The 14397-nt window shown below is 64.4% G+C and carries 12 protein-coding genes; 8 read left to right on the top strand and 4 right to left on the bottom strand.

Features of this window, described 5'->3' with window-relative positions:
* Positions 1 to 7: 7 nt before the first annotated feature.
* From JQ627_RS19630 to JQ627_RS19620, 3 genes are all read right to left on the bottom strand, one after another.
* Positions 8 to 418, bottom strand: coding sequence for a (deoxy)nucleoside triphosphate pyrophosphohydrolase (locus tag JQ627_RS19630; protein WP_212485785.1), 411 nt, complete (start codon positions 416 to 418; stop codon positions 8 to 10).
* 11 nt (positions 419 to 429) lie between these two features.
* Entirely contained in the window at positions 430 to 1671 is a 1242-nt protein-coding gene (argJ, locus tag JQ627_RS19625) for a bifunctional glutamate N-acetyltransferase/amino-acid acetyltransferase ArgJ (protein ID WP_212485784.1), read from the bottom strand.
* Positions 1672 to 1771: 100 nt separating this feature from the next.
* Positions 1772 to 2692: a peptidylprolyl isomerase gene (locus tag JQ627_RS19620; RefSeq protein ID WP_212485783.1), complete on the bottom strand. Its 921-nt coding sequence runs from the start codon at positions 2690 to 2692 to the stop codon at positions 1772 to 1774.
* Positions 2693 to 3046: 354 nt separating this feature from the next.
* Between JQ627_RS19620 and secA the strand changes: the two genes are divergently transcribed.
* Complete coding sequence (gene secA, locus JQ627_RS19615) at positions 3047 to 5887, top strand: preprotein translocase subunit SecA (protein WP_212485782.1); 2841 nt, start codon at positions 3047 to 3049, stop codon at positions 5885 to 5887.
* A gap of 231 nt (positions 5888 to 6118) precedes the next feature.
* On the opposite strand, the gene JQ627_RS19610 is transcribed toward secA, so the two are convergent.
* Positions 6119 to 6553, bottom strand: coding sequence for a MarR family transcriptional regulator (locus JQ627_RS19610; RefSeq protein ID WP_212485781.1), 435 nt, complete (start codon positions 6551 to 6553; stop codon positions 6119 to 6121).
* Positions 6554 to 6731: 178 nt separating this feature from the next.
* Here JQ627_RS19610 and JQ627_RS19605 point away from each other — a divergent pair, with 178 nt between their 5' ends.
* From JQ627_RS19605 to JQ627_RS19575, 7 genes are all read left to right on the top strand, one after another.
* Positions 6732 to 7916 carry a substrate-binding domain-containing protein gene (locus JQ627_RS19605; RefSeq protein ID WP_212485780.1) on the top strand — a complete coding sequence of 395 codons (1185 nt, stop codon included), beginning with the start codon at positions 6732 to 6734 and terminating at the stop codon, positions 7914 to 7916.
* Between the two features lie 151 nt (positions 7917 to 8067).
* A complete protein-coding gene (locus JQ627_RS19600; RefSeq protein ID WP_212485779.1) occupies positions 8068 to 9582 on the top strand; it encodes an amidase in 1515 nt (504 codons plus the stop codon).
* Between the two features lie 99 nt (positions 9583 to 9681).
* Complete coding sequence (locus tag JQ627_RS19595; protein WP_212485778.1) at positions 9682 to 10539, top strand: branched-chain amino acid ABC transporter permease; 858 nt, start codon at positions 9682 to 9684, stop codon at positions 10537 to 10539.
* 2 nt (positions 10540 to 10541) lie between these two features.
* Positions 10542 to 11759 carry a substrate-binding protein gene (locus JQ627_RS19590; RefSeq protein ID WP_212485777.1) on the top strand — a complete coding sequence of 406 codons (1218 nt, stop codon included), beginning with the start codon at positions 10542 to 10544 and terminating at the stop codon, positions 11757 to 11759.
* A gap of 6 nt (positions 11760 to 11765) precedes the next feature.
* On the top strand, positions 11766 to 12887 hold the full coding sequence (locus JQ627_RS19585; RefSeq protein WP_212485776.1) for a branched-chain amino acid ABC transporter permease: 1122 nt from the start codon (positions 11766 to 11768) through the stop codon (positions 12885 to 12887).
* The gene (locus tag JQ627_RS19580; RefSeq protein WP_212485775.1) at positions 12874 to 13608 is read left to right on the top strand and encodes an ABC transporter ATP-binding protein; all 735 of its coding nucleotides are present in this window, start codon (positions 12874 to 12876) and stop codon (positions 13606 to 13608) included. Before JQ627_RS19585 ends, JQ627_RS19580 begins: the two co-directional genes overlap by 14 nt.
* Entirely contained in the window at positions 13601 to 14296 is a 696-nt protein-coding gene (locus tag JQ627_RS19575; RefSeq protein ID WP_212485774.1) for an ABC transporter ATP-binding protein, read from the top strand. The genes JQ627_RS19580 and JQ627_RS19575 overlap by 8 nt, the downstream gene beginning before the upstream one ends.
* The last annotated feature ends 101 nt before the right edge of the window (positions 14297 to 14397 follow it).

Genomic DNA, 14397 nt, shown 5'->3' with positions numbered 1-14397 from the left:
CAGCGCTTCACATCAGCAAGTCAATCAAATGCGGGATCAGCGGGATGTCCGCGGGCGGCATCGGATAGTCGCGCAGCTTGTTGGCGCGGACCCAGGCCAGGGTCTGGCCTTCGCGTGGGCTGACCATCCCCTCCCAGCGCCGGCAGATGTAAAGCGGCATCAGCAGATGAAAGGTCTCGTAGCCATAGCTCGCAAAGGTCAGCGGTGCCAGGCACGGTTCGGCGACGGTGATGCCGAGCTCTTCATGCAGCTCGCGGATCAGGCTCTGCTCCGGCCGCTCGCCGGGCTCGAGCTTGCCGCCTGGAAACTCCCAGAGGCCCGCCAGCGTCTTGCCCTCGGGGCGCTGCGCGATCAGGACGCGCTTGTCGGCGTCGACAAGCGCGCAGGCCACCACCAGTGTCAGTTTGAGATCGGCCATCGGCGTTCGGTTTAAGACCTGTAATCCCCGTTGATTGCGACATACTCCTTCGTCAGGTCGCAGGTCAGCACGCGGTCGCGGCCCTTGCCGAGGCCGAGCGAGACCTTGATCGCGATCTCCGGCGCCTTCATCGCCTCCGACACCTGCGTCTCGTCATAGGACGGATCGCGCGCGCCGCTCTTGGCGACGCGGATGCCGTTGAAGGAGATCGAGAGCTTGTCGCGATCGGCCGGCTCGCCAGCCTTGCCGACCGCCATCACCACGCGGCCCCAATTGGCGTCCTCGCCGGCGATCGCGGTCTTGACCAGCGGCGAGTTCGCAATCGACATCGCGATCTTGCGCGCCGACGCCTTGGTCTTGGCGCCTTCCACGGTGATCTCGACCAGCTTGCGGGCGCCTTCGCCGTCGCGGGCGACCTGCTCGGAGAGGTTGGCGAGCACCTGGTTGAAGGCCTTGACGAAGGCCTTCAGGCGGGGGTCGCTGGCGCGGCTGATCTTTGGTGCGCCGTGCTCGGCGGCGGCGCCGGTGGCGAAGGCCAGCAGCGTATCCGAGGTCGAGGTGTCGCCGTCGATCGTCACCGCGTTGAAGGTGTCCTCGACGCCGCTCTTGAGCAAGGCTTGCAGCGCGCCGGGCGCGATCGGCGCGTCGGTGAAGATGAAGGACAGCATCGTCGCCATGTCGGGGGCGATCATGCCGGCGCCCTTGGCCATCCCGTTGATGGTGACCTTGGCCTTGCCGAGCTTCACCGTCGCGGTCGCGACCTTCGGGAACGTATCGGTGGTCATGATCGCCTTGGCCGCGGCGAGATAGTCACCGGGCTCGGCAGCCTCGGCCAGCCGGCCGAGCACACCGTCGAACTTGGTCGCGTCCAGCGGCTCGCCGATCACGCCGGTCGAGGCCAGGAAGATCTCGCTTTCGCTGCATCCGACCGCCTTGGCCGCGATCTTCGCGGTCAGCGCGGTGGAGCTGCGGCCGGTCTTGCCGGTGAAGGCATTGGCATTGCCGGAGTTCACCACCAGCGCGCGCGCCTTGCCGCCCTTCAGCTTGGCGCGGCACCATTCCACCGGCGCGGAGGGGCATTTCGACCTGGTGAAGACGCCCGCGACCGCGGTGCCCTTGTCCATCACCGCCAGCAGCACGTCGGTGCGGTTCTTGTAGCGGATGCCGGCTTCGGCCGTCGCAAGGCGGACGCCCGCGATCACGGGCATGTCGGGGACGGTTTTGGGGGCGAGCGGGGAGACGGAGGAGGACATCGGGGCGCCTTGGTGAGGTCTGGATATGCAGATGGCCGGGCATTTGCCCGGCCATTGCGACGTTAGATACTATTGGCGTCCGTGAAGTGACAGCGAATTCTTACTTCTTCGCGGGGGGCGCCATCTTGCTGTCGGCCGGCTTGGCAGGGTCGGCCGGCTTGGCATCCGGCTTGGCATCCGCCGCCGGCTGGTCCAGCCGCTCGACCTTGGCTTCAGCGCGGAGCTTGGCGACAAAGTCGGCCTGCGCCTTGCGGGTGACATAGTTCTCGATCTGGGCCTTGACCTGCTCGAAGTCCGGCGCCTTGCGGCTGCGCTTTTCCTCGACCTTGATGATGTGCCAGCCGAACTGCGACTTCACGGGATCGGAGATCTTGCCCGGCTCCAGCGCGAAGGCCACGGCCGAGAATTCCGGCACCATCTGCTCCTTGGTGAAGAAGCCGAGGTCGCCGCCATCGGCAGAGCCCGGATCCTTGGACTTCTTCTTGGCGAGCTCGGCGAAATCGGCGCCCTTGTCGAGCTCGGCCTTCACCGCCTTGGCCTCGTCCTCGGTCTCGACCAGGATGTGGCGGGCGCGCACCTCCTGCTCACCGGTGATCTGCTTGGAGGCCTCCTCGTAGACCTTCTTCATGGCGTCGGGGGTGGTGGCGGCCTTGCCCTCATTGGCGAGCAGGCTATCCATCAGCAGGCGGTTGCGGGCGAACGCCAGGCGCTTCTTGAACTCCTCGCTGTCGGCGACCTTCTTGTCTTCGGCAGCCTTGCTGACGATCTTCATGTCGATCAGGAAGGACAGGACGTTCTCGTCCTTGGTCGCCGGGTCCATCTGGGCGAGGCTCGGCCCGAGTTCCTCCTCGGCCATGGCGACGTCGCTCTTCTTGATTTCCGCGCCATTGACCTTCGCCAGCACCGGGTCGTCGGCAGCCCGGCCGGGACCCGCGATCAGCGCCAGCGCAAGGCAGCCCACGAGGGCGGTGGCGAGGCCGAAGCGCAGGCCGGTTTTGGTTACCGGGAACGAGGTGGTCATGGAAAATCCTTTTGTTGAAGCAGGGGGCTGCTCGAAGCGGGCGGACACTCGCCTAATTCAGGGGGCCTTGGCAACGCGAAAAGTCTGTCAAAATGATGAATTAGCCGCAATGCGCCCGCCGTTGACAAGGCCCTGACCGGGCCATATCTCTGCCCGGTCGCGACCATGGCGATGGCGTTTATTTTGCTGCGTTTTTGGCCGTTGAACCCAGACTTGCCCAATTCCCACCCATATGGCGGATGACCCCCCGCAGTCCGGGCTCTGACGCCATCAGGCGTCACGGTGAGTTGATAGGCAGGGGGGTGACAACTTCTTGGCTGCAACGCGGTTGAATCGCGAACACAGGAACTAGGCATGATCGGCGCGCTCGCCCGCAAGTTTTTCGGCTCCGCCAACGACCGGCGGGTGAAGGGATATCAGTCCCGCGTCAACGCGATCAACGCGCTGGAGCCGGAGGTCTCGAAACTCTCCGACGAGGCGCTGAAGGCCCGCACCGGCGAATTCAAGAAGCAGCTCGCCGAGGGCAAGACGCTCGACGACCTGCTGGTGCCGGCCTTCGCCACCGTGCGCGAAGCCGCCAAGCGCACGCTTGGCCAGCGGCATTTCGATGTGCAGCTGATCGGCGGCATCGTGCTGCACGAGGGCGACATCGCCGAGATGAAGACCGGCGAGGGCAAGACGCTGGTCGCAACGCTCGCGGTGTACCTCAACGCGCTCGCGGGCAAGGGCGTCCACGTCGTCACCGTCAACGACTACCTCGCCCGCCGCGACTCCGGCTGGATGGGCCAGATCTACGGCTTCCTCGGCATGACCACCGGCGTGATCGTGCACGGCCTGGACGATGCCGAGCGCAAGGCGGCCTATGCCTGCGACATCACCTACGGCACCAACAACGAATACGGCTTCGACTATCTGCGCGACAACATGAAGTACCGGCTCGAGGACATGGTCCAGCGGCCGCACTTCTACGCCATCGTCGACGAAGTCGACTCCATCCTGATCGACGAAGCGCGCACGCCGCTGATCATCTCCGGCCCGCTCGACGACCGTTCGGACTTCTACAACACCATCGACAGCTTCCTGCCCAAGCTCGACAAGACCGATTACGAGGTCGACGAGAAGCAGCGCACGGTGACGCTGACCGAAGGCGGCATGGAGAAGATCGAGACCTTGCTGCGCGACGCCGGCCAGCTCAAGGGCGAGTCGCTCTACGACGTCGAGAACGTCTCCGTCGTGCACCACATCAATCAGGCGCTGCGCGCCCACACGCTGTTCACGCGCGACAAGGACTACATCGTCCGCGACGACGAGGTCGTCATCATCGACGAGTTCACCGGACGCATGATGGCCGGCCGCCGCTATTCGGAAGGCCTGCACCAGGCGCTGGAAGCCAAGGAGCACGTCACGGTCCAGCCGGAAAACCAGACGCTGGCCTCGATCACCTTCCAGAATTACTTCCGGATGTACGAGAAGCTCGCCGGCATGACCGGCACGGCGCTGACCGAAGCCGACGAATTGTTCGACATCTACAAGCTCGAGGTCGTGGAAATCCCGACCAATCTGGCGGTCGCCCGTCTGGACGAGGACGACGAGGTCTATCGCACCCAGAACGAGAAATACGCCGCGATCCTGGCCGAGATCGAGCGCGCCAATGCGCGGCTGCAGCCGGTGCTGGTCGGCACCGCCTCGATCGAAAAATCGGAAGTGATCGCCGAATACCTCAAGAAGCACGGCTACCGGCAGATCGATTTCGGCAACGAAAACTCGATGCAGAAGCTGTACACAGCGGCCCGCGCCGGCAAGCCGGCAAAACTGTTCGCGGTGCTGAATGCGCGCTTCCACGAGCAGGAAGCCTATATCGTCGCGGAAGCCGGCGTGCCCGGCGCGATCACGATCGCGACCAACATGGCCGGCCGCGGTACCGACATCAAGCTCGGCGGCTCGCTCGAGATGCGGATCCAGCAGGAGACTGCCGGCATCGAGGACGAGGCCGAGAAGGCGAAGAAGATCGCGCAGATCAAGGCCGACATCGAACACTTCCGCGATATCGTGCTGAAGGCCGAGGAAGAGGTGGAGATCGAGCCGGCGAAGGGTAGCAAGCCCGCCAAGACCGTGAAGAAGCCCGGCGGCCTCTACATCATGGGGTCCGAGCGTCACGAATCCCGCCGCATCGACAACCAGCTCCGCGGCCGTTCCGGCCGTCAGGGCGACCCCGGCCGCTCGAAGTTCTTCCTGTCGCTGGAAGACGATCTGATGCGCATCTTCGGCTCGGATCGCCTCGACAGCATGCTGCAGCGTCTCGGCCTCAAGGAAGGCGAGGCGATCATCCATCCCTGGATCAACAAGGCGCTCGAGAAGGCGCAGCAGAAGGTCGAGGCGCGCAACTTCGACATCCGCAAGAACCTGCTCAAGTTCGATAACGTCCAGAACGACCAGCGCAAGGTGATCTTCGACCAGCGCGTCGACCTGATGAAGGACGAGAGCGTCGCCGAGACGATCTCCGACATGCGCCACGCCTTCATCGACGATCTCGTCGCCAAGCACGTGCCCGAGCATGCCTATGCCGAGCAGTGGGACGTGGCCGGCCTGAAGGACGAGCTGAAGCGCGTGCTCGATCTCGACCTGCCGGTCGACGACTGGGCCAAGGAAGAGGGCATCGCCGACGAGGAGCTGCTGTCGCGCATCGAGACCAAGGCCGACGAGCACATGGCGGCCAAGGTCGCGCAGTGGGGTCCCGACGTGATGCGTTACGTCGAGAAGACCATTTTGCTCCAGACGCTCGACCATCTCTGGCGCGAGCATCTGATCATGCTCGACCATCTGCGCCAGGTCATCGGCCTGCGCGGTTACGGCCAGCGCGATCCGTTGCAGGAGTACAAGACCGAGGCCTTCAATCTCTTCCAGGAGATGAGCGCTCACTTGCGCGAGGCCGTCACGGCGCAGCTGATGCGCGTCGAGATCGTCCCGCCGGAGCAGGAAGCCCCGGTGCTGCCGGCGATGGAAGCGCACAAGTTCGACCCGAACACCGGCGAGGACGAAATGGCGCTCGCCAGCGTCACGCTCGGAGCGCAGGCTTCCGACGCCGCGCTGCGCGATCCGAAGAACCCGGCGAGCTGGGGCAAGGTCGGCCGCAACGAGGATTGCCCGTGCGGCAGCGGTAAGAAGTACAAGCACTGCCACGGGCGGTACGCCTAGCCGCCAGCTCCGCTGTCATGCGCGCGTGAGACGCGATATTCGTGCCTCACGCTCCACTGTCGTCGCCCGGCTCGACCGGGCGACCCAGTACGCCGCGGCCTCTCGGTTGAATCACTGACGTCTCTGGAATACTGGATCGCCCGCTTTCGCGGGCGATGACGGCTGAGTGTGTCGCGATTTGCGCCACGTCCTCACGAGATGAAGTGTTGCGAGAGCGCGCCAAGCCAACGCTCAATTCGAACTATCGATCAAGCTCTCCAGCAGCCGCTTGAGCTCGCTCGTCGATTTGTCGCCGTAGCTTTCCAGGATGTGCTCCTCCTGGTCCACCGCGAGCGAGTTGAGCTTCCTGCACAGCACCTTGCCGCGGTCGGAGATGAACATCAAAACCTTGCGGCGGTCGTTCGGGTCCTGCACGCGATAGACCAGCGTGTCGGAGACCATGCGGTCGATCATCTTGGTCAGCGTCGGATGATTGAGCAGCACGGCGTCCGCAAGCTCGCCCATCGAATGGCCGCTGCCATCGGAGAGAACCTTGAGGATGCGCCACTGTTCGACGGGCACGCCTTCCTTGCTCAACCGCAGTTCGAGTTGCCGGTTGATCTCCCGGTTTGCTTGCGCGAGCAGGTAGGCGAGGTGTTCGGTGATCGGGGAGTTCGGTTTTGCCACGGCTAAGACTTCGTCTTGACCCAAATGAGTGAATGTCTTGCAATCAATGCTGCATCTATATGCACTTCAATTGTTGAATATTCAATATTTTCAAAATAGGATATTGCCCAACAAAAGGGCGGATGCCGCGGCCGCCTGCTGAATGTGCTTTCAAGTCTGGTGCCAGACAGGAGTTGGCGTGCGCGCGACGGTAAACTTCCCGGCTCAGGGCGGCCCGGCGTTGCCGCCGTCCATGCTGCTCAGGAATCTGTCGTCATCGGCGGCTGACGGCGCGTTGTCGCCGAGCGATCACGCCTTCTTCAGGCGGCGTGGCGCGAACAAGCTGCATATCGGCGGCTTCATCTGCTGCACCGGATCGCCCGGAGTCTGGGGCCCCTGCGCGACAAACAGCGCGCAGCTTGCCGTCGCCGAGATCAACAAGCGGGGCGGCATCCTTGGCCGCGAGATCGAGCTTTCGATCTACGACGCCGGCGGACCGCTCGATGAGGTCTTGAACCGCGCCGAGCAGGCGATCGCTTCCGACGAGGTCGATCTCATCGTCGGGCTGCACACCAGCGCCATCCGCGTCGGCTTGCGTAACGTCACCACGCGCCACCGCATCCCCTATATCTATACCCCCGTCTACGAGGGCGGCGAGCGCACGCCCGGCGTGATGGCGATCGGCGAGACGCCGCGCTGGCAGAGCCGGCCGTCGATCCACTGGCTTGCCGACGTCAAGAAGGCGCAGCGCTGGTACCTGATCGGCAGCGACTATGTCTGGCCCTGGCAATCGCACCGCGCCGTGAAGAACTACATCAAGGAAACCGGCGGCCACGTCGTCGGCGAGGAGTTCGTTCCGCTCGGCGAGGACAATCACGAGCCGCATCTGGCGCGCATCCGTGCCGCGAGGCCCGATGTCGTGCTGATCTCGCTGATCGGCACCGATAGCATCACCTTCAATCGCGCGTTCGGCGAATGCGGCCTCGGCGCCACGACGCTGCGGCTGGCGGGGGCCATGGACGAGACCGTGCTGCTCGGCATCGGCGCCGACAACAGCGAGAACCTGTTCTGCGCATCCGGCTATTTCTCCGGTATCGGCTCGCGGGCCAATGACGACTTCCAGATCCGCTATCGCGCGATGTTCGGGCCGAATGCCCCGCCGATCGGCTCGCTTGGCCAGTCCAGCTACGAAGGCCTGCGTTTCCTCGAAGCCGTGGCGAAGAAGGCAGGTTCGCTGTCGATGGCGCCCATGCTCGCGGCGGGCCGCAACATCGTTTACGGCGGCGCGCGCGGACCGGTCGTCGTTCGCAACGGCCACGCTCGCATGCAGATGTATCTCGCGGAGGCCGACGGCCTCGACTTCAAGCTGATCAAGCCGGTCTGAGCTTGCCGCGGCGATCCGGACAGCCGCATTTCAAAATAATACTTGAAAAGGAAAATATTTCCGTTTTGAATGTTTCAGCCGGGCCGCTGCGCGCGTCGCGCCAATCGCGGCCGTGCGCAGGGACCGTACCAAGAAACTTCAGGAGAGCGCCGTGACAGTTGTCCTTCCCACGCCTGCCCAACTTCTTGACGTCGCCAAGCAGTGCGGCCTTTCGCTGACCGACGATGATGTCGCCTCGTTCCGGGGCCTGATGCAGGGCTCGATCGAAGCCTATAATCTCGTCGGCGCGATGCCGGACGAACTGCCGGAGGTCAAATATCCCCGCACGCCGGGCTACCGGCCCTCGCCCGAGGAGAACCCGCGCAACGCCTGGTACCGCAAGTCGACCGTGAAGGGTGCGGCGAGCGGCAAGCTCAAGGGCAAGACCGTCGCGCTGAAGGACAACATCATGCTCGCCGGCGTGCCCATGATGAACGGTTCGGCGACGCTCGAAGGCTATGTCCCCGATTTCGACGCCACCATCGTCACGCGCATGCTCGATGCCGGCGCCGAGATCGCCGGCAAGGTGCATTGCGAATCCTTCTGCATGTCCGGCGGCAGCCACACCGGTGCGGTCGGTGCCGTGCACAATCCGCACAAGATGGGCTATTCGGCCGGCGGCTCGTCCTCCGGTTCCGGCGTCGTGGTCGCGCTCGGCGAGGTCGACATGGCGATCGGCGGCGACCAGGGCGGCTCGATCCGCATGCCGTCCTCGTTCTGCGGCACCTACGGCATGAAGCCGACCTGGGGCCTCGTCCCCTACACCGGCATCATGCCGATCGAGATCTTCGTCGATCACACCGGCCCGATGACGGCGACCGTCGCCGACAATGCGCTGCTGCTCGAAGTGCTCGCCGGCGACGACGGCTACGATCCCCGCATCAAGGCGCCGAAGGTCGAGGAGTACACCAAGGCGCTCGGCCAGGGCGTCAAGGGCATGAAGATCGGTATCCTCAAGGAAGGTTTTGAGCAGCCGACCGCGGAAGCCGCCGTCAACGAAAGCGTTCGCGAGGCGGCCAAGCGCTTCAAGGATCTCGGCGCCACCGTCGAGACGGTCTCGATCCCCATGCACATGGTCGGCCCCGCGATCTGGACGCCGATCGGCACCGAGGGCATGACCCAGACCATGATGTACGGCGACGGCTACGGCCTGTCCCGCTCCGATCTCTACTCGACCTCGCTGATGGACTTCCATCGCGGCTGGCGCCGGCAGGCGGATTCGCTGTCGGAGACGACAAAACTGTTCCTGCTGCTCGGGACCTACATCAACAACAGCTTCGGTCCCCGCTACTACGGCAAGGCGCTCAACATCTCGCGTCGCCTGACCGCGGCCTATGACAAGGCGTTCGGCGAATACGACCTGCTGCTGCTGCCGACCACACCGATGAAGGCGACGAAGCTGCCGGAGCCCACCGCCAGCCGCGAGGATTATGTCGCCCGCGCGCTGGAGATGATCGCCAACACCGCGCCGTTCGACATCACCCATCATCCCGCGATGTCGCTGCCCTGCGGCATGGTCGACGGCCTGCCGGTCGGCCTGATGCTGGTCGGCCGCATGTTCGAGGAATCAACCATCTACCGCGCCGCGCATGCCTTCGAGCAGATCGGCGACTGGAAGAAGATGTGAGAGGGGCATTCATGCAGACGGACGGAAGACCAGAGCGTTTTCGAGCGAAGTGGATACCGGTTCGCGTCGAGAAAACGCGTCAAAGCAAGAACCCATCGCATGGCTAACGCGTTCGTCGCGGCGTTCGAGATCCTGAGCTTCGGCGCGATCATCGTCCTGATCGTGCTGGGGCTCGGAATCATCGCCAGCATGATGGGCATCTTCAACTTCGCCCAAGGAGAGTTCGTCCTGCTCGGGGCCTACATCACCTACCTCGCCTACGCCAAGGGCCTGCCGATCTGGGCCGGCATGGTCGCGGCGCCCTTCGTGGTCGGTGCGCTCGGCTTCGTGCTGGAGGCGCTGATCATCCGCCGCTTCTACGCCGCGCCGATCGTGGCGATGCTCGGCACCTATGCGCTCGGCCTGATCATCCGCGAAGCCGTGCGCGGCCTGATCGGCGGCTTCTATCTCACCGTGCCCGAGCCGATCGGCGGCTCGATCGATATCGGCGCCATGCACATCTCGGCCTGGCGCTTCACCATCATCGTCATCACGCTGCTGGTGATGGCGGGCTGCTACCTCCTGCTGTCGCGCACGAGTTTTGGCCTGCGCATGCGCGCCACGCTGGAAAATCCCTCGCTGGCGCGGGCCTCAGGCATTTCCACGCCCCTGATGTACGGCGCCACGTTCGCGTTCGGCTCCGCGCTCGCCGGCCTTGCCGGTGCGCTGATCGTGCCGGTGTTCAGCCTGTACGCCGATCTCGGCCTGCGCTTCCTGATCCAGGGCTTTGTCGCGGTGATGGTCGGCGGCGTCGGCTCCTTCATCGGACCGGTGGCGGGCGCCGGCGTCATCGGCACCCTCAGCGCCGCGCTGCCATGGGTGATGGCGCCCGTCGTCGCCGACGTCCTCGTCTTCGTGCTCGCCATTGTCTTCATCAAATTTCGGCCACAGGGCCTCATCGCTGGAAAAGGGGTTTAGTCATGTTCGATCGTACTCAGCTTTCGCGTCGCCGCTTCCTCTCCAATCTTGCCTTTACCACCGGCGCGGTCGCGACCGGCGTCGGCAGCTGGGTGGTTCCGGCGCCCTGGGCGAATGCGGCGGAAGGCCCGATCAAGGTCGGTATCGCGACCGACCTCACCGGTCCCATCGCCTATGCCGGCAATGCCGACGCCAATGTCGCCAAGATGGTGATCAAGGAGATCAATACGGCCGGTGGCCTGCTCGGCCGTCCGCTCGAGCTCTATATCGAGGACACTGCCTCCAACGAATCCGTCGCCGTCGGCAACGTCCGAAAGCTGATCCAGCGCGACAAGGTCGACATGGTGCTGGGCGGCATCACCTCGTCGATGCGCAACGCGATCAAGGACCCGATCGTGGCGCGAGGCAAGACGCTCTACATCTATCCGCAGCTCTACGAAGGCAAGGAGTGCACGCCCTATCTGTTCTGCACCGGGCCGACACCGGCGCAGCAGTGTGACGAGTTCATCCCCTGGCTGATCAAGAACGGCGGCAAGAAGTTCGCGCTGCCGAGCGCCAACTATGTCTGGCCGCACACGCTCAATGTCTATGCCCGCAAGGTGATCGAGCAGAACGGCGGCGAGGTCGTGTTCGAGGAATATTACCCGCTCGACCAGGTCGATTTCTCCGCGACCGTCAACCGCATCGTCTCCAACAAGGTCGACGTCGTCTTCAACACCGTCATTCCGCCGGGCGTCGGCCCGTTCTTCAAGCAGCTCTATGAAGCGGGCTTCCTCAAGAACGGCGGGCGCCTGGCCTGCGTCTACTACGACGAGAACACGCTCAACATCAACCAGGCCGCCGAGATCGAGGGGCTCGCAAGCTGTCTCGACTATTTCAAGGTGCTGACCAAGGAGAACCCGTTCGACGCAAAAATCCAGGCGGCGTATGAGAAGGACTTTCCGGGCAACTTCCTGTTCGCGGCCGGCAGTGCCGCGACCGGCACCTATCGCGGCCTGAAGCTGTGGGAGGCGGCCGTGAAGGAGGCCGGCAAGGTCGATCGCGACTCGGTTGCCGCCGCGCTCGATCACGCCAAGATCGCCGAAGGCCCTGGCGGACCCGCCGAAATGGTGCCGGGCAAGCGGCACTGCAAGATGAAGATGTACACGGCGGTCGCCAAGGGTGGGAACTACGAGATCGTCGGACGCAGCGACGGGCTCGTCGATCCCAAGGAATGCTGAGGCGGAATGCCTAAGTCGATGAGTGTGGTAAGAGAAGCCATCGCCGGCGACGAAGCGGACGATGCGATGGTTGAACGCGTGGCCGCGGGACAGGCCAAGGAACAGGTCAAGGCAGGACGAAAGGTCCTGCCGATCGTGGAGGGCGTCGTGCTCGTCGCGGCGCTGCTCGCGCCGCTGGTGCTGCAGGACTACCTCACGGTGTTCGCGACCCGCGTGATCATCCTCGCGCTGTTCGCGTTGTCGTTCGATCTGGTCTGGGGTTATGCCGGCATCATGAGCTTTGGCCAGGCCCTGTTCTTCGGCTCGGCCGGCTATGGCGTCGCGCTGCTCGCGCGCGACCTCGACATTACCAACATTTTCCTGGTGCTGCCGGCGGGAACGCTGATCGGCCTCACCTTCGCGCTGCTGCTCGGCGGCTTCCTGCTGCTGGGACGGCATCCCTCCAGCGTGATCTTCGTGTCGCTGGGCACGCTGACCGGCTCCTACGCCGCCGATCGCCTCGCGCGCGGCTGGTACTATCTCGGTGGCCAGAACGGCATCCCCTCGATCGCGCCGATGTCGCTCGGCGGCTACGAGTTTACTGAAGGCCCGGCGTTCTACTATCTCGTGCTCGGCATCCTCGTCGTCGTCTATCTGCTGTGCCGATTCCTGGTGCGCTCGCAATTCGGGCTGGCGCTCGCAGGCCTGCGCGAGAACGAGCAGCGCATCGCCTTCTTCGGCTACAAGGCGCAGCATCTCAAGGCGATCATCTTCGCGATCGGCGGCGCCATCGCAGGTCTTGCCGGCAGCCTTTATGCCTTCCACGAAGGCTTCGTCTGGCCCAACATGGTCGGAGTCGTCGTCTCGACGCAGGTGGTACTCTATGTGCTGTTCGGCGGCTCCGGCACGTTGATTGGCGCCGTCATCGGCACCGTGATCGTCGAAGGTGTCAGCTTCTGGCTCTCCGACAATTATCGCGACATCTGGCCGATCATCCTCGGTCTGCTGCTGTTGCTCGTGATCCTGTTCCGGCCGCTCGGCCTGATCAGTTTTGTGCTCGGCGAGCGCGAGCGGGTCGGCAGCTTTGGTGCCAGGCCCAAGGGAACTGAGAAGGAGACGGAGAAGGAGAAGCGCAATGCCGCTCCTTGAAGCCGCCGGCATCCAGAAGATCTTTGGCAAGCTCACCGCGCTCGACGGCGCCGCGCTCACCGTCGGCGAGAACGAGTTTCACGGCCTGATCGGACCGAACGGCTCCGGCAAGAGCACGCTGATGAAGTGCATTGCGGGGGCCGAGGTGCCGACGCAAGGCAAAGTGAGTTTCATCAACACCGACATCACCGCGTTCACCCCGACCGAACGGGCCCGGGCCGGCATGAGCCTGAAATTCCAGATCACCAGCGTGCTGCCGACGCTGACGCTCTACGACAACATCCTGCTCGCGCTGCAGGCGCAGTCCTCGCTGTTCGACCTCGTGTTCTCGCGCACCCGCGGCGCGCTGCACGACCAGGTCATGACCATGCTGACGCAGTTCCGCCTCGCCGATCGCGCCTTCGACGCGGCGGCCGCCCTGTCGCACGGCCAGCAGCAATGGCTGGAGATCGCGATGGCGCTCGCGGGCAAGCCAAAACTCCTGTTGCTGGATGAACCGACCGGCGGCATGAGCCTGGAGGAGCGCCGCGTCACCGGCGAGTTGCTCCAGCCGATCAAGAAGCACTGCTCGCTCGTCATCGTCGAGCACGACCTCGATTTCATCCGCGACATCTGCGATCGCCTGACCGTGCTCGATCAGGGCAAGGTGCTGGCATCGGGCACCGTGTCGGAGATCCAGGCCAATAAATCCGTCCAGGAGATCTATTTGCGCCGTGCCTGAATTTTTGGACATCAAGCATCTCGACGCCGGCTATGGCCGCAGCCAGGTCCTGTTCGACGTCACCCTCGGCATTCCCTGGCGCGGCGGCGTCGCCGTGCTCGGCCGCAATGGCGCCGGCAAGACCACGCTGATGAAGACCATCGTCGGCGAACTGCCGGCGTGGAAGGGCGAGGTTGCCTTCGACGGCCGCGACATCAGCCGCCGCGCGACCCAGGAGCGCGTGCGCGCCGGCATCGGCTATGTGCCGCAGGAGCATTCGGTATTCGCGCGCCTGTCGGTTCGCGACAATCTCGCGGTCGGCTCGCTCGCGAGCAAGAAGGCCGACGCGGTCGACCATGTGCTGACCATCTTCCCGAAACTCGGCCAGCGTCTCGACCAGCCCGCCGGCACCCTCTCCGGCGGCGAGCGCAAGATGCTCGCCATCGGCCGCGCGATGCTGGGCGATCCGAAGCTGTTGTTGCTGGACGAGCCGACCGAGGGTGTCTGGATCGGCGTCATCGAGGAGATCACCGAGCGCCTGATCGAGCTCGCGAAAAGCATCGCCGTCATCATCGTCGAGCAGCATCTCGACCTCGCGCTGCGCGTCGCGGACTATGCCTACGTGCTGGACCGTGGCAGGGTCGCATTGCAGGGGCAGGCGAGTGACGTGCGCGGCAATCCGGAGCTGATGCGGTACCTGGCGCCGTAGGTCGTGCTGCCCGTCTTTGAGTGAGGCGCAGCGCTCTCACCGTGGCTCAACTGTCGCGGGGGATGACGGCGTCAGGCTGAGATAGATCGGAGAGATTAAGC

Origin of the sequence: Bradyrhizobium liaoningense (genome assembly GCF_018130785.1) — a bacterium.
GTDB classification, from domain to species: domain Bacteria; phylum Pseudomonadota; class Alphaproteobacteria; order Rhizobiales; family Xanthobacteraceae; genus Bradyrhizobium; species Bradyrhizobium liaoningense_A.
Note: the sequence above shows the minus strand (reverse complement) of the source record. Positions and strands in the feature narration are given on the sequence as shown.

What these genes read in the sequence shown, in the direction of transcription:
- JQ627_RS19590 (WP_212485777.1), top strand. Translation starts at nt 10,542, where the DNA reads ATGTTCGATCGTACTCAGCTTTCGCGTCGCCGCTTCCTCTCCAATCTT.
- argJ (WP_212485784.1), bottom strand. Translation starts at nt 1,671, where the DNA reads ATGTCCTCCTCCGTCTCCCCGCTCGCCCCCAAAACCGTCCCCGACATG.
- JQ627_RS19630 (WP_212485785.1), bottom strand. Translation starts at nt 418, where the DNA reads ATGGCCGATCTCAAACTGACACTGGTGGTGGCCTGCGCGCTTGTCGAC.
- secA (WP_212485782.1), top strand. Translation starts at nt 3,047, where the DNA reads ATGATCGGCGCGCTCGCCCGCAAGTTTTTCGGCTCCGCCAACGACCGG.
- JQ627_RS19595 (WP_212485778.1), top strand. Translation starts at nt 9,682, where the DNA reads ATGGCTAACGCGTTCGTCGCGGCGTTCGAGATCCTGAGCTTCGGCGCG.
- JQ627_RS19580 (WP_212485775.1), top strand. Translation starts at nt 12,874, where the DNA reads ATGCCGCTCCTTGAAGCCGCCGGCATCCAGAAGATCTTTGGCAAGCTC.
- JQ627_RS19585 (WP_212485776.1), top strand. Translation starts at nt 11,766, where the DNA reads ATGCCTAAGTCGATGAGTGTGGTAAGAGAAGCCATCGCCGGCGACGAA.
- JQ627_RS19620 (WP_212485783.1), bottom strand. Translation starts at nt 2,692, where the DNA reads ATGACCACCTCGTTCCCGGTAACCAAAACCGGCCTGCGCTTCGGCCTC.